This window comes from Mesorhizobium sp. (genome assembly GCF_024509055.1).
In the GTDB taxonomy this organism is placed as follows: domain Bacteria; phylum Pseudomonadota; class Alphaproteobacteria; order Rhizobiales; family Rhizobiaceae; genus Mesorhizobium.
The window spans coordinates 1-19,603 of sequence record NZ_JANINM010000410.1; the positions used below are offsets into that span (position 1 = coordinate 1).

Annotated in this window: 20 protein-coding genes; 13 read left to right on the top strand and 7 right to left on the bottom strand. The window is 63.7% G+C overall.

Going from position 1 to position 19,603, the window contains the following annotated elements:
* Positions 1-796 (bottom strand): enoyl-CoA hydratase (locus tag Q0L57_RS21820; protein ID WP_296745116.1); only part of this gene is annotated, 796 nt, incomplete at its 3' end.
* Between the two features lie 148 nt (positions 797-944).
* Here Q0L57_RS21820 and Q0L57_RS21825 point away from each other — a divergent pair.
* The 3 genes from Q0L57_RS21825 to rpsI all read left to right on the top strand — a co-directional run bounded on the left by Q0L57_RS21825 (position 945) and on the right by rpsI (position 2,572).
* Positions 945-1,409 (top strand): PaaI family thioesterase, encoded by a 465-nt coding sequence (locus Q0L57_RS21825; protein ID WP_296745117.1) that lies wholly within the window; start codon positions 945-947, stop codon positions 1,407-1,409.
* Positions 1,410-1,637: 228 nt separating this feature from the next.
* Complete coding sequence (gene rplM, locus Q0L57_RS21830; RefSeq protein ID WP_073989574.1) at positions 1,638-2,102, top strand: 50S ribosomal protein L13; 465 nt, start codon at positions 1,638-1,640, stop codon at positions 2,100-2,102.
* Positions 2,102-2,572 (top strand): 30S ribosomal protein S9, encoded by a 471-nt coding sequence (gene rpsI / locus Q0L57_RS21835; RefSeq protein ID WP_296745118.1) that lies wholly within the window; start codon positions 2,102-2,104, stop codon positions 2,570-2,572. The genes rplM and rpsI overlap by 1 nt, the downstream gene beginning before the upstream one ends.
* A 52-nt stretch (positions 2,573-2,624) precedes the next feature.
* Here rpsI and Q0L57_RS21840 read toward each other — a convergent pair whose 3' ends face one another.
* Positions 2,625-3,530: a LysR family transcriptional regulator gene (locus Q0L57_RS21840; RefSeq protein WP_296745119.1), complete on the bottom strand. Its 906-nt coding sequence runs from the start codon at positions 3,528-3,530 to the stop codon at positions 2,625-2,627.
* A 95-nt stretch (positions 3,531-3,625) separates the two neighbouring features.
* Between Q0L57_RS21840 and Q0L57_RS21845 the strand changes: the two genes are divergently transcribed.
* Positions 3,626-4,498, top strand: coding sequence for an aldo/keto reductase family oxidoreductase (locus tag Q0L57_RS21845; protein ID WP_296745120.1), 873 nt, complete (start codon positions 3,626-3,628; stop codon positions 4,496-4,498).
* A 103-nt stretch (positions 4,499-4,601) separates the two neighbouring features.
* On the opposite strand, the gene Q0L57_RS21850 is transcribed toward Q0L57_RS21845, so the two are convergent.
* Together Q0L57_RS21850 and Q0L57_RS21855 are read right to left on the bottom strand one after the other, a co-directional pair.
* Positions 4,602-4,949, bottom strand: coding sequence for a hypothetical protein (locus Q0L57_RS21850; RefSeq protein WP_296745121.1), 348 nt, complete (start codon positions 4,947-4,949; stop codon positions 4,602-4,604).
* Between the two features lie 91 nt (positions 4,950-5,040).
* A complete protein-coding gene (locus Q0L57_RS21855) occupies positions 5,041-6,255 on the bottom strand; it encodes an acyltransferase (RefSeq protein ID WP_296745122.1) in 1,215 nt (404 codons plus the stop codon).
* 123 nt (positions 6,256-6,378) lie between these two features.
* Between Q0L57_RS21855 and speB the strand changes: the two genes are divergently transcribed.
* The 4 genes from speB (at position 6,379) to Q0L57_RS21875 (ending at position 9,976) form a co-directional block, all read left to right on the top strand.
* Complete coding sequence (gene speB / locus Q0L57_RS21860; protein ID WP_296745123.1) at positions 6,379-7,380, top strand: agmatinase; 1,002 nt, start codon at positions 6,379-6,381, stop codon at positions 7,378-7,380.
* A 28-nt stretch (positions 7,381-7,408) separates the two neighbouring features.
* Entirely contained in the window at positions 7,409-8,341 is a 933-nt protein-coding gene (gene argC / locus Q0L57_RS21865) for an N-acetyl-gamma-glutamyl-phosphate reductase (RefSeq protein WP_296745124.1), read from the top strand.
* Positions 8,342-8,347: 6 nt separating this feature from the next.
* Positions 8,348-9,181, top strand: coding sequence for an aminoglycoside phosphotransferase family protein (locus tag Q0L57_RS21870; RefSeq protein WP_296745125.1), 834 nt, complete (start codon positions 8,348-8,350; stop codon positions 9,179-9,181).
* A gap of 471 nt (positions 9,182-9,652) precedes the next feature.
* Entirely contained in the window at positions 9,653-9,976 is a 324-nt protein-coding gene (locus tag Q0L57_RS21875) for a hypothetical protein (RefSeq protein ID WP_296745126.1), read from the top strand.
* A 15-nt stretch (positions 9,977-9,991) separates the two neighbouring features.
* On the opposite strand, the gene Q0L57_RS21880 is transcribed toward Q0L57_RS21875, so the two are convergent.
* A complete protein-coding gene (locus tag Q0L57_RS21880) occupies positions 9,992-11,086 on the bottom strand; it encodes a COX15/CtaA family protein (protein WP_296745127.1) in 1,095 nt (364 codons plus the stop codon).
* Between the two features lie 152 nt (positions 11,087-11,238).
* Here Q0L57_RS21880 and Q0L57_RS21885 point away from each other — a divergent pair, with 152 nt between their 5' ends.
* Positions 11,239-11,454, top strand: a complete 216-nt coding sequence (locus Q0L57_RS21885; RefSeq protein ID WP_296745128.1) for a DUF2842 domain-containing protein — start codon at positions 11,239-11,241, stop codon at positions 11,452-11,454.
* A gap of 24 nt (positions 11,455-11,478) precedes the next feature.
* Here the strand turns inward: Q0L57_RS21885 and Q0L57_RS21890 are convergent, their stop codons facing one another.
* Entirely contained in the window at positions 11,479-12,537 is a 1,059-nt protein-coding gene (locus Q0L57_RS21890) for a polysaccharide deacetylase family protein (RefSeq protein ID WP_296745129.1), read from the bottom strand.
* A gap of 91 nt (positions 12,538-12,628) precedes the next feature.
* Here Q0L57_RS21890 and Q0L57_RS21895 point away from each other — a divergent pair, with 91 nt between their 5' ends.
* A complete protein-coding gene (locus Q0L57_RS21895; protein ID WP_296745130.1) occupies positions 12,629-13,858 on the top strand; it encodes a GNAT family N-acetyltransferase in 1,230 nt (409 codons plus the stop codon).
* Between the two features lie 105 nt (positions 13,859-13,963).
* Here Q0L57_RS21895 and Q0L57_RS21900 read toward each other — a convergent pair whose 3' ends face one another.
* A complete protein-coding gene (locus tag Q0L57_RS21900) occupies positions 13,964-16,141 on the bottom strand; it encodes an exopolysaccharide transport family protein (RefSeq protein ID WP_296745131.1) in 2,178 nt (725 codons plus the stop codon).
* A 263-nt stretch (positions 16,142-16,404) separates the two neighbouring features.
* Between Q0L57_RS21900 and Q0L57_RS21905 the strand changes: the two genes are divergently transcribed.
* The 3 genes from Q0L57_RS21905 to Q0L57_RS21915 form a co-directional block, all read left to right on the top strand.
* A complete protein-coding gene (locus Q0L57_RS21905; RefSeq protein ID WP_296745132.1) occupies positions 16,405-16,965 on the top strand; it encodes a polysaccharide biosynthesis/export family protein in 561 nt (186 codons plus the stop codon).
* 10 nt (positions 16,966-16,975) lie between these two features.
* Entirely contained in the window at positions 16,976-18,106 is a 1,131-nt protein-coding gene (locus tag Q0L57_RS21910; RefSeq protein ID WP_296745133.1) for a glycosyltransferase, read from the top strand.
* A gap of 98 nt (positions 18,107-18,204) precedes the next feature.
* Positions 18,205-19,603 (top strand): undecaprenyl-phosphate glucose phosphotransferase (locus Q0L57_RS21915; RefSeq protein ID WP_296745134.1); only part of this gene is annotated, 1,399 nt, incomplete at its 3' end.

Below are 19,603 nucleotides of genomic sequence, written 5' to 3' on the forward strand. Positions count from 1 at the left end.
GCTTGCCGATGAAGGCGCCGATGCCTTCCTCGGCGTCGCGCGCCAGCATGTTTTCCACCATCACACGGCCAGTATGAGCGTAGGCGTCCGCAAGCCCCATTTCGGCCTGGGCGTAGAAGGCTTCCTTGCCGGTCTTGAGCACCAAAGATGATTTTGAAGCAACGGTTTGCGCGTATTTGTTGACAACCTGATTCAGATATTCGCGTGGCACGATGCGGTTGATGAGGCCGAATTCCTTGGCGGTCGCCGCGTCGATCGTCTCGCCGGTCAAGAGCATTTCCATCGCCTGCTTGCGCGACACGTTGCGCGACAGCGCCACCATCGGCGTCGAGCAGAACAGACCGATATTGACGCCGGGCGTGCAGAAAGTCGCTTCATGCGACGCAATGGCGAGGTCGCAGCTTGCGACGAGTTGCAGACCGGCGGCGGTGGCAAGGCCGTCGACCTCGGCGATCACCGGCTTCGGGTGGCGCACGATCGTTTGCATCAGCGTCGCGCAGGCTGCGAACGTCTTTTCGAAGAACGCCCTGCCTCGATCCGGTTCGGCGCGATGCGCGGTCATTTCCTTGAGGTCGTGGCCGGCGCAGAAAACTTTTCCTGATGCCGCCAGGATGATGACGCGAACGGATTTGTCTTCCTTCACGCGATCGAATTCGGCCTGCAGCGCCGCCATCGTCGCCAGCGAGAGCGCGTTGGCCGGCGGGCTGGCAAGCGTCAGACGCAGCACGCCCTTGTCCTGGCTGACCAGAACGGGGCCGTCGGCGACGGCCGGCTTGATGGCAACGACTTCAGCCACTTTGAAACCTCGCAATCAGCTCGCGGACCATGGAGCAACAGAACTAGCATGCTGCCGGTTGAAGAAAAGCCGCGAGACGTGTTTTCTCCATCGCACCGTTTGGTCCAGGCGGCGCCTGGAGCCTTCCGCTTCATATAGGACGCTGCCCATGCCTGCCCAAAGCAATCTGAAGCCGGTGCTCAACGCTGCGGAAGTCAATGCGCTGATGGCCAGCGTGTACCCGCAGCTCAACGACCAGTTCAGCTTCTATGAAGCGCTGGAGGTGTTTCCGGGCGGCTGCACGGTGCGGCTCAATGCCGACGCACGGCATTTGCGGCCCGGCGGCACCGTGTCCGGCCCGTCGCTCTTCACGCTGGCCGACATTGGCGGCTATGTCTGCGTGCTTAGCCATGCGGGGCCGGATGCGCTGTCGGTGACGGTCAACCTGGACATCAACTTCGTGCGCAAGGCCGAGGCCGGGCCGATCGACGGCCATTGCCGGATCCTGAAGCTCGGCAAAAGCCTGATGGTGTTCGACATCGATATCGTCGCCGGCCCGGAAGGCCACACCGTGGCGCATGCCACGGGCACCTATTCGATACCGCCCAAGCGCTCAGGCGGTGCGGTAAAATAATACCGCAATGCCAAGCAATTGTTTTTATTTGACTTTACGCGCCAGGAGAGTTTTTGATCGCCTTGACGCGCATTGCGCCCTCGCCTATAAGCCGTCCTCGAACAGCGGCCCGCAAAGGCCGCCGTTTTGTTATTGGCGGCCGGCCCTCGCGCTTACCGCCAATCCAAGCAACAAGAAACGCCTTTCCTACCCCTCACGGATTGGAAAGGTCCAACCGAGAGTAAAACCATGGCTACCTTTTCGCAGAAGCCTGCGGATGTGGTGAAGAAGTGGGTGCTGATCGACGCCGAAGGTCTCGTCGTCGGCCGCCTCGCCACTGTCATCGCCAACCATCTGCGCGGCAAGCACAAGCCCACCTTCACCCCGCATGTCGATGATGGCGACAACGTCATCGTCATCAATGCCGACAAGGTGGTGTTCACCGGCAAGAAGTACACCGACAAGGTCTATTACTGGCACACCGGCCATCCCGGCGGCATCAAGGAGCGCACCGCTCGTCAGCTGCTCGAGGGCCGTTTCCCTGAGCGCGTCGTCGAGAAGGCTGTCGAGCGCATGATCCCGCGCGGCCCGCTTGGCCGTCGCCAGATGAAGAATCTCCGCGTCTATGCAGGCGCCGAGCATCCGCACACCGCCCAGCAGCCCGTCGCGCTCGACGTGGCCAAGCTGAACTCCAAGAACAAGAGGGCTTCGTAATGGCTGAGCTTTCCTCGCTCGCAGAACTCGGCACCGTCGCCGCGCAGCCGGCCGCGCCCGTGCATGTCCAGAAGCTCGACAAGTCGGGCCGCGCCTATGCCACCGGCAAGCGCAAGAACGCCATCGCGCGCGTCTGGGTGAAGCCGGGTTCCGGCAAGATCATCGTCAACGACAAGGAATTCGCGGCCTATTTCGCGCGTCCCGTGCTGCAGATGATCCTCAACCAGCCGATCGTCGCCGCGAACCGCGCCGGCCAGTACGACATCGTCGCCACCGTCATCGGCGGCGGCCTCTCCGGCCAGGCGGGCGCCGTGCGTCACGGCATCTCCAAGGCGCTGACCTACTACGAGCCGGGCCTGCGTTCCGTGCTCAAGAAGGGCGGCTTCCTGACCCGCGACAGCCGCGTCGTCGAGCGTAAGAAGTACGGCAAGGCGAAGGCCCGCCGCAGCTTCCAGTTCTCGAAGCGCTAAGCGCTGCGAAGTCCAATCATTTCGAAGAGGCCGCCTCCGGGCGGCCTTTTTGTTACCAGTGCCCGGCCGGCGTCTTGATGTAGTCGATGAATGCGCGCAGGGGCGCGGGCACCAAGCGGCGCCCGGGATAGTAGAGAAACGGCCCGGAAAAATCCTGCCACCACGGCTCCAGCACAGGTTCCAGCACGCCGCTCTCGAAATGCGGGCGCACCCAGTCCTCGAACAGCCAGAGAATGCCGACGCCGGCGATCGCCGCATCGATGGCGAGATCGACGCCTCCACCGATGCTGACGACCAATGGTCCGGTGGTATCGACCCGCACCACCTCGCCATCGCGCTCGAACTCCCAGGGTGTCATGACCCCGCTCGGGAAGCGACCGCGCACGCAGGCATGACCAAGCAGATCACGGGGATGCTGCGGCCGACCGTGCCGAGCAAGGTAGGCCGGCGCAGCGGAGGTGGTGAAGCGCTGCGTGCGCGGTCCGATCGGCACGGCGATCATGTCCTGCTCCAGCCGCTCGTCATAGCGGATGCCGGCATCGCAGCCGGCCACCAGCAGATCGATAAAGTTCTCCTCGGCAATCACCTCCAGGCGAATGGCGGGATAGGCCTCGAGAAATCCCGGAACGATCCTTGGCAGCAGCAGCCGCGAGGCGCTTATTGGCACGTTGAGCCGCAAGGTTCCGGCGGGCCGGTCGCGAAAGCCGTTCACCACATCGAGCGCGGCTTCCACTTCGCCCAATGCGGGGCCAAGCCGCGCCAGCAGGCTGGCGCCTGCCTCGGTCAAGGCAACGCTGCGCGTCGTGCGGTTGAAGAGCCGCACACCAAGCTGGGTTTCCAGTCGGCGGATGGCTTCACTGAGCGCTGACGCGCTGCCCGCCGTGGCGCGGGCACCCTCGCGAAAGCCGCCGGCGCGCGCCACGGCCATGAACGCCTGTAAATCGTTGAGGTCAGCCACTGTTCTTAATTCCGCACAAGCTGTACCGATTATACCAAGTTATCGGGACAGCGGCCATGCCCTATCTCCCTCGGTGACAGCGAAGGAGAACCACGATGTCCAGCGTAGACAAATCCGGCACCTATAAACTCGGCGACCGCTCCGTCCATCGCATCGGCTACGGCGCCATGCAGCTTGCGGGCAAGGGCGTGTTCGGTCCGCCGAAGGACCATGACGCGGCGATCGCCGTCCTGCGCGAAGCGGCGGCAAATGGGGTCAATCACATCGACACCAGCGACTATTATGGCCCCTATGTAACCAACCGGCTGATTCGCGAGGCGCTGGCGCCCTATTCCAAAGACCTCGTCATCGTCACGAAGATTGGCGCCCGCCGCGGCAGCGATGCCTCCTGGCTGCCGGCCTACTCGGCCGAGGAACTCGCGCAGGCCGTGAACGACAATTTGAGCAATCTCGGGCTCGACGCGATCGAAGTGGTCAATCTGCGCATCATGTTCGGGGTGCATGGCCCTGCTGAAGGTTCCATCGAGGCGCCGCTGACCGTGCTGGCGGAATTGCAGCGCAAAGGCCTTGTGCGCCATATCGGCCTGAGCAACGTCACTAGCACGCAGATCGAGGAGGGCCGGCGCATCTGCGACATCGTCTGCGTGCAGAACCAGTATAATCTCGCGCACAGGGATGACGACGCGTTGATTGACGAGCTTGCCCGCGACGGCATCGCCTATGTGCCGTTCTTCCCGCTCGGCGGCTTCAGCCCGTTGCAGTCCTCGACCCTGTCGGCTGTGGCTGAGCGGCTTGGCGCCACGCCGATGCAAGTCGCACTCGCGTGGCTGCTGCAGCGCTCACCCAATATCCTGCTCATCCCCGGCACCTCGGCGGTTACGCACCTGCGGGAAAATCTCGCGGCGGCGGAGTTGGAGTTGTCGGCAGCGGCGCTCAGCGAGTTGGACGGCGTGGCGAAGGCGGCGTGACGCTGGCGCCGTCACCCACCCGCGCCTCTGGCACGACCTCCCCATCATGGGGAGCCCGGCGCGAAGAGCCGGGTCGGGTGACGGGCGAAGCAGTTAATCGATGCTAACTGTGTACGCCTGTCTTGGCATGCCGCACCCGATAGCCCGTCGCCGTCATCAAATCGGCAGCGACCATCAACTCGTCGGCCTGGGCGACCAGGGCGCCCGTGGCGATCGAGGCCCCCGCCGCCGCCAGCGAATTCTCGGCATAAAGCCTGTTGCCGGCTTGCAGACTGCCAGCCCGACGCGCGGAGATCATCCTATGGCCGCGCCATTGGTCAGTGTGCTCGAAGTGGTCGAGGATCTGGTCGGCGCTCGTCTCTCCGGCCAGGCTCTGGCTTGATACGGCGCCAAGCGAAACGGATAGCCCGAACGAAACGGGCAGGAGCAGGCTCAGCCAGAGTATTCGCATCGGGGAATCGCTCCGTTCCGGGTCGGAACCCGCTTAGGCGATGCCTATGACAGGACCATGAAGGAAGCCAGCTATCTTCTCGGCGAGTGCTTCAGATACGCTTGGCCAGCCGCCGGAACCAGGCGAGCGCGGGCATTTCGACGAAGCGCCAGGTGAACCAGGATGCGACCACGACGGCGATCAGCATCGCCACCATGGCCGCGAAGCCGATCCATGGCGAACCGACACCGAAACCCGTCACCGTATCGCCGCGCAGCACCACGTCGCCAACGATGCCGTGGCCGAGCTTGCGTTCGATGAGGCCGCCGACATTGATCATGCGTGCCTGCACGAAGATGTGGACCATGTAGATCGAATAGGAAAGCGAGCCGAGCAGCAGCATCGGACGGCTGCGCAACAGCACGCTGATCCAGCCGCCTTCATGGGCGAAAAGGTATAGCGCCAGCGCGAAGACAAAGGGCGCGGCGATCCCTGCATCGTTGGCTCCGGCGATCGAAACGAACAGCCCGATCAGCGCAATCATCGCAAGCTCGGCAATCGTCCAGGCGATGCGCCCTGCCCCGCCGCCGAGCGCCTGTCGCGCCTCTGCAATGGAATCGTGTTGAAACCAGGCAAGCAGCGCGCCGAGCGAAAAGCCGTAAAGGCAGCGGATGAAGCCGAAATCGAAGGACACGTCCATATGACGGTTCGAGAAGGCAAGCAGGAACAGGGGCGCGGTCACGGCCGCGGCGACGAACCATATCCAGGCGCGCTGGCCGGTGGCGAAGACGACGCCGGCAAAGAGCAGATAGGTGAAGAATTCAGCCGAAATGCTCCAGCTCGGGGCGTTCCAGGTCAGGTGATTTTCCACGCCCATGCCTTGCAGCAGCAGGAGGTTGGCAAAGAGGCTCTTCACATCGAATCCGCCGCTGAAGGGGGCGGCTCCCGTCCCGTGCAGCGCCGGCAGGACCAGCCGCAGCGCCTCGAACGCGACGAAGGCGGCAAGCATCAGGAGATGCAGCGGATAGATGCGTCCGAAGCGCACCAGCGCAAACCGGGCAAGGTCATCCTGCGCGCTCAGCCTGCTGCTGTAGGAACTGGCGATCACGAAGCCGGAGAGCACGAAGAAGAAGTCGACGAACAGATAGGAGCCGCCGACAAAGGCGCTCTGCGAAATCATCGACGTGGTCGGAAAATGGAACAACGCCACCAGCAGCGCGCAGATGCCGCGCCAGGAATCCAGTACCAGGAAGCGCTCGGCGGCGATCGTGCCGGTCCGGGTCGCCGCCGGAGCGGGCGCAAGGTTGAGCAAGGCGGCCTGCGTCATGATGATACAAATCCTGTGTTGGCGCGGCACTCGCCGGGCGCCGTTCCCTTTCCGCAAGCTGTGACTGGCATGTTGCGTGCCGGTTCTGTAGTTGTGGCTGCCCGATGAAAACGAGGACCCGTAATGGCGAATAATGAGATCGACCACGCCTTCACCGCCCGCTCCAAGACGGGCGCGTCGTATGAGCCGACCTACGCCGGAGCGCTCTCGTTCATGCGCCGCAAGTACAGCAAGGACGTGAAGGGCGCCGATGCGGTGGTCTGGGGCATCCCTTTCGACGCTGCCGTCACCAACCGGCCGGGCGCGCGCTTCGGGCCGCAGGCGATTCGCCGCGCCTCGGCGATCCTCGACAACGACCCGCAATATCCGTTCTCGCGCGACCTGTTCGAACACCTGTCGGTCGTCGACTACGGCGACTGCCTGCTGGACAGCGGCAACCACCAGAAGACACCTGGCACGATCGAGCGCGAGGCGGCCAAGATCCTGAAATCAGGCGCTTTCCTGCTGTCGCTCGGCGGCGACCATTTTGTCACCTGGCCGCTGCTCAAGGCGCATGCTGCGATCCACGGCCCGCTGGCGCTGGTGCAGTTCGATGCCCACCAGGACACCTGGCCCGATGACGGCAAGCGCATCGACCACGGCTCGTTCGTCGCCCGAGCGGTGAAAGAAGGCGTCATCGATCCCGACCGCTCCATCCAGATCGGCATCCGGACGCACGCGCCCGATACGTGCGGCATCAAGATCCTCTATGGACACGAGGTCGAGGAAATGCGCGCCTCCGACATCGCCTATGCGATCGTCGACCGCACCGGTGGCAAGAAGACCTATCTCACCTTCGATATCGACTGCCTTGACCCGGCGTTTGCGCCCGGCACGGGCACGCCGGTGGCGGGCGGCCCCTCCTCCGCCAAGATCCTGTCGACGCTGCGCCAGCTCGGCCAGGTCGACATCGTCGGCGCCGACGTGGTCGAGGTTGCGCCGGCCTATGATCATGCCGATATAACGGCCATCGCCGGATCGATCATCGCCATGCACTATCTCGGCCTGCTGGCGGAGCGAAAGGCAAGGCTCGAGGATTTGAACAACGGCAATCATGCCGTTCTGCATAATGCTCACGGCATATAGTTTTGGAATCGCAGGGAATTTGGCAAAGATGAAACCGAAAATCTTCATTGACGGCGAACATGGCACGACCGGCCTGCAGATCAGGGCGCTGCTGGCCGACCGTGGCGACCTGGAGATCATCTCCATTCCCGCCGAGCGCCGCAAGGAAGCCGCCGCCAGAGCCGAATTCCTCAACGCCGCCGATGTCGCGATCCTATGCCTGCCGGATGCGGCGGCCAAGGAAAGCGTCTCGCTGATCGAGAACGACACGACGAAGGTGATCGACGCCTCGACCGCGCATCGCGTGGCCGATGGCTGGGAGTATGGCTTCGCCGAAATGGACAAGGATCAGGCGAAGAAGATTGCCTCCGCCAAGCGCATCGCCAACCCTGGCTGCTGGCCACAGGGGCCGATCGCGACACTCCGGCCGCTGGTCGCGGCCGGCCTACTGCCGGCGGACTTCCCGGTCACCGTCAACGGCATTTCCGGCTATTCCGGCGGCGGTCGGCCGATGATCGAGGACTATGTCGACAAGGGCGAGGATGCGCCTGAGTTCCTGCCCTACGGGCTGACCTTGCAGCACAAGCATGTGCCCGAGTTGCGGACCTATGCGAAGCTCTCGCACGACCCGATCATGCAGCCGGCGGTCGGCAATTTCGCGCAAGGCATGATCACCGTTGTGCCGCTGCAGCTCGGCGGGCTCAAGCGCGTGCCTACCGGCGCGGAGCTCCACGCGGCGATCGCCGACCATTTCGCCGGCATCGACGGCGGCGTGGTGGAAGTCGCGCCCTACACGCATATGGAGCGCGTGCCGGAGATCGACCCAGAGGTCTATAACGGCACCAACCGCATGAAGGTCTACGTCTTCGCCAATGACGAACGGGCGCAGGCGCTGCTGATGGCCGTCTACGACAATCTCGGCAAGGGTGCGTCCGGGGCGGCGGTGCAGAACCTCGACCTGATGCTCGGCATCAAGCACTGAGCGGCAATGCTTGCATTGCCCGAGCGCTGGAAGGTCAGCGCTCCAGAACTTATTGCCGAGACTTTCTCCAGTCGCATCTGGAAGGTGACGCGAGAGGACGGCTCGCCGGCAATCGTCAAGGATTTGAAACCCTTCGACGATGTCGCGGACGAGCTGCGCGGCGAGCATTATCTTGCCTGGCGGCGCGGCGAAGGCGCGGTGCGCCTGCTCGGCCGAGACGGCAATCGCATGTTGCTCGAATATGCCGGCGACAGGTTGCTGTCACAGCATCTGGCCGAGCATGGCGATGATGCTGCCACCATGATCGCCGCTGAAGTGATGGCGAAGCTGTTGTCGGCTTCCGACCACGTTCCTCCGGCGGACCTGCAGCCGCTGCGCGAAAGATACTTCAGCCTGTTTCGAGCCGCCAAGGCCGATCGGGACGCAGGCGCCGACAGTCCCTACATCGAAGCCGCCGCAATCGCCGAGCGGCTGCTTGCCAATCCGCGCGACGTCAGGCCGCTGCATGGCGACCTGCATCACGACAACATTCTTCACGGCCGGCGCGGCTGGCTGGCGATCGACCCCAAGGGCGTGTTCGGCGATCCCGGCTTCGACGCGGTGAACCTGTTCTACAATCCGCTCGACCGCGATGACCTCTGCCTCGATCCGCGGCGGATCGCGCGTATGTCTAATGTGTTTTCGGCAGTGCTTGGTCAATCGCCGAGCGTCATCCTCGACCATGCGATCGCCTATGGTTGCCTGTCGGCGGCCTGGCACCGCGAGGATGGCAACGTGACCGACGAGAAGCGTGAGCTACGCGTCGCCGAGGCGATCCGGAAAGTGCAGGCTCACCTCTGAATCAAGTGTCGACCCGGATGCGTATTGCTTCTTCTTTTTGTGTGCGGCGCCAGGTTCGAGAGCTGTGATCAATACACGCTTGCCGACCACAACGAATACGTGTTCCTGCGCTCCGTGCAGAAAGATGCGATGGATACGGCCTCGCCTCGCGTGGACAAACAAGTCCTTCTTTTCAACAACGGCCTTTTTGTAAAGCCTTGAATACTCTCCAGGTCTCAGGACAATGCCGTAGCGTTCATATAGCCGGCGATAGAAATGCCACTGCTCTGAAGGAATAGATACGCCGTCCCAAACTGGATGGAATGGCACTAGCGGTATCATGCGTCCCATTGGCCCCGCCCCCTCACCACGTGGTAGCACAGGAAATATTGTGAGCAGAAGATACTTGCGCAAGATCTGATGGATCTCAGTAATCTTCAATTCACCATAATGGGCTAGAGCTAAGCGCGGCTTCCAACAAAGGGATTTTCCATGGTCAGCGCGATTTCGAGCTCGCTTCAGTCGGTGCAGTATTCCTCGTCGACGTCATCCTCGGACAACGCGGCCCAGGAAGCCGCCCTCCAAAAGCAGATCCAGGCGTTAGAAGATCAGGCCAAGGCAGCAAAGGACCAGGTCGAGGCAGCCAAATTGCAGCAGGAGATCGCCGCGGCGAAGGCGAAGCTCGACTCGCTCAAGGCCGCCGACAAGGCAGCGCAGAGCGGCCAGGGCCAGTCGACGACGACATCTGCCGCCGCGGCGCGCCAAGCGGAATTCGACGGCTCGTCCTCGACGCAATCGACCGTGTTCTGGATGTGATCGGCTGAGCGCCAGTCAAACTGCCTTGACGGCGCCTTCGTCCGGCAGCGGATAGGCACCCTTGGTGCCGCGCCAGTGCGCTGCGGCGAAGCCAAGCAGCACCAGCGCGATCGCCTGGTGTGTCAGCGCCATGTGCAGCGGCACCTGCATCAGCAGAGTGCCGATGCCGATCGAAGCCTGGACGACCACCAGCAAGAACAGAAGCGTGGCGCGGCGCGCATGCGTAGTGCCGGGCTGGCGCTGCCAGGTGGCGATCATGTGCCAGAGCGCGACGGCGAAGACCGTATAGGCGCCGATCCGATGCACGAACTGCACCGTCTTGGGGTTTTCGAAGAAATTCAGCCAGGCGGGCTTCAGGAGAAGCAGATCGGATGGGATAACCTGCCCATCCATCAGCGGCCACGTGTTGTAGCTAAGCCCCGCGTGTAGACCGGCGACCAGTCCGCCCAGATAGATCTGAATCAATGCCAGCAGCACGATGAAGCCGGCCAGACGCTGCGTCGAGCGATCCGCGGCCGGCTCCGAATGCGGCGCCAGCCCTCGCGCGACCACCATGGTCGCTGTGAAGATCAGCGCGGCGATCGTCAGGTGCGTGGCAAGCCGATACTGACTGACCGAGACTCGGTCGACTAAGCCCGAAGCCACCATCCACCAGCCGATCGCGCCTTGCAGTCCGCCGAGCGCCAGGATACCGACGAGCTTCAGTCGGAGGCCCTGCTCGATGCGGCGCGTCGCCCAGAAGAACAGCAGCGGCAGGGCGAAGACCACGCCGACGCTGCGCGCCAGGATGCGGTGCGCCCATTCCCACCAGAAGATCGACTTGAAGTCCTCGACGCTCATGCCCTTGTTGATCTCGGTGTATTGCGGGATCTGCTGGTAGCGCTGAAACTCTTCCTGCCATTCGGCGTCGTTGAGCGGCGGGATGACGCCGTGGATCGGCTGCCACTGGGTGATCGACAGGCCTGAGCCGGTGAGACGGGTGGAGCCGCCGACCACCACCAGCGCGAAGAGCACGATCAGCACGAAATACAGCCAGCCGCGGACCAAAGCGCGGTTCTGGAGGTCGCGGTCGCGGGCGGCGTATGGGGCCGTGGCGGTGATGGCAGCCATGGGCGTTTCCCGATAGTTGAAATCGCCGGATTGGTGGACCAAGGCCGCCCGGCTGGCAAGACCGGGCAGCGCGGCACGCCGTCGCGCCGGGCCGCGACGGTTGCGCGCGCTCTCCAATCGGCCTAAGCGAGGCGCCTCAAGGGAACCGCGACATGCCCATTCGCCTGAAAAAGCTGATCGGAACCATTCTTCTGGTGGCGCTGGTCATCATCTACGCGCTGATCGCCTCGGCGGTCGCGGTCACCCGCCTGGCCGAATACGGTTCGATGGCGCATTTCCTGTTCTTCCTGTTCAGCGGATTGCTGTGGGTGCTGCCGGCGATGGTCATCATAAAATGGCTGATCATCGAGCCGCGCCCGAAAGGCTGAACAACCCGAATAGATCGGCGTCAGCTAAATCGTAACGACCATCTTGCCGGCGTTGGCGAGCGGCGTCGTCACGCCCGACAGCATGGTTCGGATATGGGCGACGCTCTGATAGCGGCCGTTGACCGAGATGCGCGGCAGCGCATGCGGGAAGCCGGCATGTTCGGCCCGCAGGACGCCGTGCCGGGTCGTCACCGCCGAGGCGTAGCCGGCGTCACGGGCGAAGCCCACCTCGCGGCAGCCGACGGCGCTGGCATAGCCGTAAGGATAGGCGAAATGGCGCGGCTCCTCGCCGAGCCTTTCCTTGAGGATGCGCCGGACATCGCCGATCTCGTGACGCGCCTCCGGCTCCGCAAGCCGCTTGAGGTTGCGGTGGTTGACCGTGTGCGCGCCGATCGTCACAAGCGGGTGCGAGGCCATCGCCCGGATCTCGTCCCAGTTCATCAGCGTGCCCGGGCGCCCCGCATCAAGGTCGATGCCGTTGGAGCGCGCCAGTTCGCGCAGTGCCGCGCCCTGGTCTTGCTCGCGCACATCGAGCGTCAGCCAGGCATGCAGACGGGCATTGGCCTCGATCTTGTGGCCGCGCGTCGAGCACTCGATGACGGTGGGGCCGCCCGCCGAGGGCAGCGTCAGCCGAGGGCTTTGGTCGACGATATCCTCGATCAGGTTCCACCACAGATCGGCATCGCCGTCTATCAAACCCGGCGCGACATAGATGGTGATCGGCGCGCCGTGCTTTTCCAGGACCGGCAGCGCTTCCGTCATGTTGTCGCGATAGGCGTCATCGGCCGTGATTGTGGCGAACTGGCCGCCCTTGCCGCCGGCCTTGATGCGTTCGATCGCTTCGTCGAGGCTGACGAAGGCATAACCCTGCGCCTTCATGTCGGCGATGAGCATGTCGAGGAAACGGGGCGCAATGTTCAGGTGGCGGTTGACGCCGTTCGGCTTCTCCGGCGTCGCGGTCACGCGATGCAGCATCAGGATGGCGCCGATGCCGCCGACAAACGGCTTGGCCAGCGGTGCCAGGCCGGTGTAGCGGGCAAGGTTCAACGCCAGTTTCCGGATTGCCTCGCCCCCGTCGATCATTCCTTCACCTTTTACGCCTAGGCTCATCCAAGCACGAATTGCGCCTACGCGAACCCCCAAGTCGGAACCAATACGTCTTAAGGATTGAGGTATGGTTGACGCCATTGCGTCATTTGACGGCAATCGGGTCGCTGCCAATCAAGCCGGGGCGCGCGCGGTTGACTCGAACCCGGGCGACCTGACCGTGGCGGTGCGCGATGGCGCCGGCCTCGGCGGTTACGCGGAATTCTGTGCCTCGGCGTTGTTCGCACCAGCGCAGAGCGCGTCCTGGGTGCGCAACTGGGCGACCGAAACCGGCGCCGACATGGTGATTGCCACGTTGAGCGCCGAAAGCCGCCCTGTTCTTGTGCTCGCCCTCGAGGTCGTCAGGCGCGGCCCGTTCAAGGTGGCGCGCTTCGCAGGCGGACGTCACGCCAACGGCAATTTCGCCGCTGTCGATCCGAGACTGCTGCCAAGGGTCGACGTTCAGGCGGTCCGAACGTTGTTTTCGGCGATCGCCAGGGCGCGGCCGGACATCGATCTCATTGCGCTGGAGCGGCTGTTGCCAGATCTCGACGGCATCGCCAATCCACTCGCCGCGCTGCCCAATTTTGCCAGCCCGAACCTGTCGCTCGCCGTCGACCTGGACGGCGGCTTCGACGCGCTGCTTTCCCGCGCCAGCGGCAAGCGCAAGCGCAAGAAGCACCGCTCGCAGACACGCAAGTTCGAGGCCGTCGGCAGTTTCGGCCGCATCGAGGCGCGTACGCGCGAGGACGTGGACAGGATGCTCGACGCCTTCTTCGATATGAAGGAGGTGCGTTTCGCCAAGATGGGCATCGCCAATGTCTTCGGCGAGGAGGCAGTGCGCGCCTTCTTCCGGTCGCTGTTTGCCGACGCGCTCGCAGAGGACAAGCCGTCCTTCCTGCTGCATGGGCTGGAGGTGGCCGGCAAGCTGCGCGCCGTGACCGGCTCCAGCCGTTCGGGCAAACGTCTGATCTGCGAATTCGGCGCCATCGCCGAGGACGATCTCGCCTTCTCCAGCCCGGGCGACTTCCTGTTCTTCGACAACATCCAGGAAGCCTGCCAACAGGGTTTCGACGTCTACGACTTCTCGGTCGGCGACGAGCCCTACAAACGGCTCTGGTGCGATCTCGAAGTCCAGCATTTCGAGGTGGCGGCGCCGCTGACGCTTAAGGGACGAGCGCTAGCGACGGCGACAAGGCAAGCTGCGTGGGCAAAGACGTTCATCAAGAACAACCCGACAATATGGAAGCTGACCAAGATGCTGCGCCGCAAGGCCGCCGGCCAGGCCGTGCCTGCCGCGGCCGAGGACGATAGCTAACCGAAACGCAGCTTATCGGGCGCGGTTGGAAAGCGCTGTTTTGCAGGAGGTTGCACCACCACAGAGCGCTGTGGCGGCCCACGAGCGTTCGGTAGCCATCTGGCCTCAAGCCGCCGAGCGACGCCCCGGGAGCGGCGTTCCCGGCGTCTCATGCCCGACCGGCGTGACCAGCGTGACATCCGGATAGCCGTTCTCGATCAGCTTGACCGCAGCCTGCGTCACCTCGTCGTCGGCCTCGAGCATCGACAGGAACACTTCGGTGCCCTCGCTGACGAGCCGGCCGATGCCTTGCGCATCCGCGGGGCCGCATTCCACCACGACTAGGTCGTAGGCGGTGGTCAGCGATTGCATGATGATCGGCAGCCTGTCGGCGGCGCGCATGGCCTTGACGGGATCGGATGTGCCGACGGGAACCACATGCGCGTCCGAATAAAGATCGGGATGGATGACGTCGCTGAACTGCGCCTCGGACGCGAGCAGATTGGTAATGCCCGGGAACAGCCCGCTGTCCAGCATCGGCCGGGAGGCCGCGCCCGAGGCGGTCAGATCGAGCAGCAGAACACGCAGGCCGGCATCCGAGACTTCGCGCGCCACCAGCACGGCCGTGGCGGCGGCCTCGTCGCCTTCCGGCGACACAAAGATCGCGCGGCCGGCGCCCGATGCGATCAGTTTCTCCGCCGCCTTCTCGACATCGATCTCGCCCAGCCTGGACTGCCGTGGCCGCGGCGCTTCAGCCGCCACCTCTGAAACGGGCTCAGTGGCAATATCCGGCTCGGCTCGATCGATAGGCGAATCGACGTCGTCATCATGGCGTTCCACCGTCACCGGCTCGACCTGCGCCGACGGCATCGGAACCTGCTCGATCCGGCCGAACTCGGCGCCGGCGGCCGGGCGCATGGCGCGGCCGGAGAAAAGTTCCCGCAGAAGCGTGCCAATCGCCATCAACAGCAGCGAAGCAACGGCTGCCGCGCCCGTGATCGGCAGGATCTTCGGGAAATAGGGTTCCGTCGGCACCTGGGCATCTGAAATAACCTTTGCATCGACCGGCACATATTTGCGGTCGTTGCGCGAAGAAGCCTCGCGGTAGCGGGTCATGTAGGACTCTAGCAGTTGCCGCTGGGCGTTGGCGTCGCGTTGCAACGCATCGAGCTCGACCTGCTGCTCACCAGCCTTCGCCGAGGCTGCCTTGAGGGTGTTGACGTCGCCGACGAGCTGGGCTTCGCGCGCCTTGGCCGTGTCGGCCTGCGCCGTCAGTCCCCTGATGACCTTTTCCGCCTCGTTGCGGATCTGCCCGTCGAGATCGGCAAGCTGCGACTTCAACGCCCGGATGCGCGGGTGGTTGTCGAGCAGGGTCGTCGACAGGTCGGCGATGTTCGTCCGGAGCTCGACCTGGCGCTCGCGCAGGCGCTGGATCAGCTCCGAGGACAGCACTTCCGGAACAGTGTCAAGCGAGCCGCCATTCTGCAGCGCCCGGCGCACGCTCTCGGCGCTGGCCTCGGCGGCGGCGCGGTTGGCGCGCACCCTGGAAAGCTCGGTCGACAGCTCGGAAAGCTGTTGCGTGGCAAGCACCGAATTGTTGCCGCCCATCAGGAGATCGGACTGCGCCCGGTAGGCCGCTACCTTGGCATCGGCCTCCTTCACCCGGCTCTGCAGATCGACGATCTCGGGCCCAAGAAAGTCGGTGGCGGCGGAATTCGACTTCAGCTTCGCGTTGCCCTGACCGGCGATGTAGGCCTTGGCTATGGCATTCGGAATCTTGGCGGCGAGGTCAGGATCCTCGGAAGAGAACTCGATAGCGATGACACGCGTCTTCTCGACGCTGTAGACGTTGAGCTTCTCGCGCATCTTCTTCAGCACGCGTTCCTCTTCAGGAATCTCGCTCGGATCGCTCTTGAGACCTAAGTTGACCAGAAGCCGGCTGATCGCCGACATGTTCACCGCGTCGTTGAACTCATGCCTGGCCGCCAGCTTGAGGTCCGACGCGACCTGCTTGAGCACGTCGGCGGACGACATGACCTGGACCTCGGTGGCGACGCCCTGTTCGTCAAGGATCGGCTTTTCGTCGTTCTGCGTGCCGTCCAGGCGGGTGAAGGCCGACTCGTCCGACCCGATCTTCACCTGGGCGACAGCCTTGTAATGCGGCGTCGCCAGCCAGGCCAACGCGAAAGCAAGGCCGGTAACCGCAAGGGCGACCACGACAATGCGCAGCCAGTTCCTCGCCAGGCTGGCGAAGAGCTGCCTCAGATCGACATCGACATCTGCGGCCGCGGATTGAACGGACATGCATCCTGCTCCGAACTGTGAGTCGAGGATGGACCGTAAACAACTATGGTAACTCAGCCGTTAAGATTAAAGCGGACCGCTATTGGCGCGCAGCGCAGAACATTGGGCGAAAGCCATATAAAGACTCTGCTTTTTGCCGATCGCCGATCCTTCATGTCACCTTCCTTTACCGACCATTAACCCTAACGGGATGATAACGAGCTCACGTCCTGGGGTTGGCCGCGGCAGCTTGCGGCAAGAGCGATGAAGGTTCCTCACCGGTCATGAAAAGCACTTCCCTCTTTCGCGCTTTGCTTGCCCTGTCGCTGCTCACCGGCTGCTCCAGCTATCGCCCCGCCCCCGCGGCCTTCCATGAGGTGCTCGACCAGCCCTACAGGCTCGGCGCCGGCGACCGCATCCGTGTCACCGTGTTCGAGCAGGATGGGCTGACCAACACTTACAGCGTCGACCAGTCCGGCTATATCTCCTTCCCGCTGGTCGGCGCCGTGCCGGCGCGCGGCCACACGGCCCAGCAGTTGGAGAAGGAAATCGCCGACAAGCTGCGCCAGGGTTACCTGCGCGATCCTGACGTCTCGGTCGAGATCGATCGCTACCGGCCGATCTTCGTCATGGGCGAAGTCGGCGCCGCCGGCCAGTATTCCTATGTGCCGGGCCTTACCGTGCAGAAGGCGGTGGCGATTGCCGGCGGCTTCACGCCGCGCGCCAACCAGGAGAGCGTCGACATCACCCGCGACATCAACGGCAAGGTGATGACCGGGCGGGTGCAGACATCCGATCCGTTGCTTCCCGGCGACACCGTCTACGTCCGCGAACGTCTGTTCTGAAAAGACCAACGTGGCGGCGAACCTTCGGATCGTCCACTGCTTTCGCTCACCTGTCGGAGGAATCTTCCGGCATGTGCGCGACCTGACCGAAGCGCAGGTCGCGGCCGGCCATTCGGTCGGCATCGTCTGCGACTCGACCACCGGCGGCGACTACGAGGAACGGCTGTTCGAGGCGATGCGCGACAGCCTGGCGCTCGGCATCCACCGCACGCCGATGCAGCGTCACATCGGACCAGGCGATGCTGCCGCCGCCTGGCGGACTTACCAAATCATCAAGGAATTGCGGCCGGACGTGCTGCACGGGCATGGCGCCAAGGGTGGCGCCTATGCCCGTCTGTTCGGCTCACTGTTGCGGGTGTCTAGGTCTCGCGTTGCCCGCCTTTATTCGCCGCATGGCGGCTCGCTCCACTATGACGAAATGACGGCCACGGGAAAACTGTTCTTCGCTCTCGAGCGCTTCATGGCGCGCTTCACCGACTGTTTGCTGTTCGTCTCGGACTACGAGCGAAGAACCTACCGCCGGAAGGTTGGCGAGCCGCCTATCCCCAACAGGCTGGTGTATAACGGCCTGCGCGCCATCGAATTCGAACCGGTGGCGACCGCGGCCGATGCCGCCGATCTCCTCTACATCGGCATGATGCGCGACCTGAAGGGCCCTGACATCTTCATCGACGCGCTGGCGCTGGCGGGCACCGGGCTCGGCCGTCGCCTCAGCGCGGTGATGGTCGGCGACGGCGACGATCTCCCCCGTTACCATGCGCAGGTCGAGCGGCTCGGGCTGGCCGGCCAGGTCCGCTTCCTGCCGCCGATGCCGGCCAGGGACGCCTTCGCGCTGGCCGGGCTGATCGTGGTGCCCTCGCGCGCGGAGGCAATGCCTTATATCGTGCTCGAGGCTTTAGCCGCGGGCATGCCGATGATTGCGACCGCCGTCGGCGGCATCCCGGAAATCTTCGGTGAAACGTCCCCTGCCCTGATCCGGCCGGATGCCGGCCAGCTCGCCGACAAGATGGGCATGGCGCTCGCCAATCCCGGCGCCTATCGCACGCTGATGCCGCAGACCATCGAGTTGAAGGCTCGATTCGGGGCGGACGTCATGGCCAGCGAGATCGAGACCGCCTACTTCGCGGCGCTCAGCAAGTAGGCCGAAGCGCGCCATACAGCTTCAAAACCACCGGTTGTTTTCAAGCCTTTCTTAGCTCTCTTTTGCTATGTACTGCGGCGTAGCTCGCGGACAATTCCATGAACGAGATCGATCCTGCACACCGCTTTTCCATCGATGCGGTGCGTAAATTCGACAGCCCTGCCGAGGATGAGAAGCCCGGCGCCATCAACGATGTCGCGCGTCAGGTCGCCTCGCAGTACCGGCGCGATACGATGTCGCCGATCATGGTCAGCGGCGTGCTGCGCATGGTCGAGTTCGCGCTGCTGTTCCTGTCGGGGCTCTGCCTCTACTTCTACTATGTCGGCTTCTTCAACTATCTCGCTTGGCAATATCCACTGACGATCGCCGCGGCTTCCTTCCTGGCGGTGGTGCTGCTCGACGTCACGGACTGCTATCAGATTTCGGCGCTGATGCGCCCGCTCGCCAATTTTGGGCGCGTGCTGCTGGTGTGGGCCAGCACCTTCGCGCTGATGGCGCTCACCGCCTTCGCGATGAAGGCCTCGGAAGACTATTCGCGCCTATTGTTCGGTACCTGGTTCGTCGTCGGCTTCGTGCTGATCTTCGGCCTGAGGCTGGTGATGTCGAGGCTGATACGGCGCTGGGCGCGCGATGGGCGCATGGAACGCCGCGCCCTCATCGTCGGCGGCGGCAAGTCGGCCGAGGTGCTGATCCGGTCGGTCGAGAAGCAACCCTACAACGACATCCGCATCTGCGGCATCTTCGACGACCGCAGCGACAAGCGCTCGCCGCCCATCGTCGCCGGCTATCCGAAGCTCGGCACCATCTCGGAGCTGATCGAGTTCGCCCGAATCGCACGCATCGACATGCTGATCGTGTCGCTGCCGCTCACCGCCGAATCGCGCGTCCTGCAACTCCTGAAAAAACTCTGGGTGCTGCCGGTCGACATCCGACTGTCGGCGCATTCGAACGCGCTCCAGTTTCGCCCGCGCGCCTATTCCTACATCGGCTCGGTGCCGATGCTCGACATTTTCGACAAGCCGATCAACGACTGGGATTCGGTCGCCAAGCGCGCCTTCGACATCGTCTTCTCGCTGATCGGCATCGTCGTCTTTTCGCCGGTGATGCTTGCCACCGCGATCGCCATCAAGCTCGACAGCAAGGGCCCGGTGCTGTTCAAGCAGAAGCGGCACGGCTTCAACAACGAAATCATCGAGGTCTATAAGTTCCGCTCGATGTACACCGACAGGTCGGACCCGACCGCAAAGCAGACGGTGACCAAGAACGATCCACGCGTGACGCGCGTCGGCCGCTTCATTCGCAAGACCTCGATCGACGAGCTGCCGCAGTTCTTCAACGCGCTGCTGGGCTCGCTGTCGCTGGTCGGGCCGCGTCCGCATGCGATCGCCGCGCAGTCGCACAACCTGCTCTACAACGAGGTGGTCGACGGCTATTTCGCCCGTCACAAGGTCAAGCCCGGCGTCACCGGCTGGGCGCAGATCAATGGCTGGCGCGGCG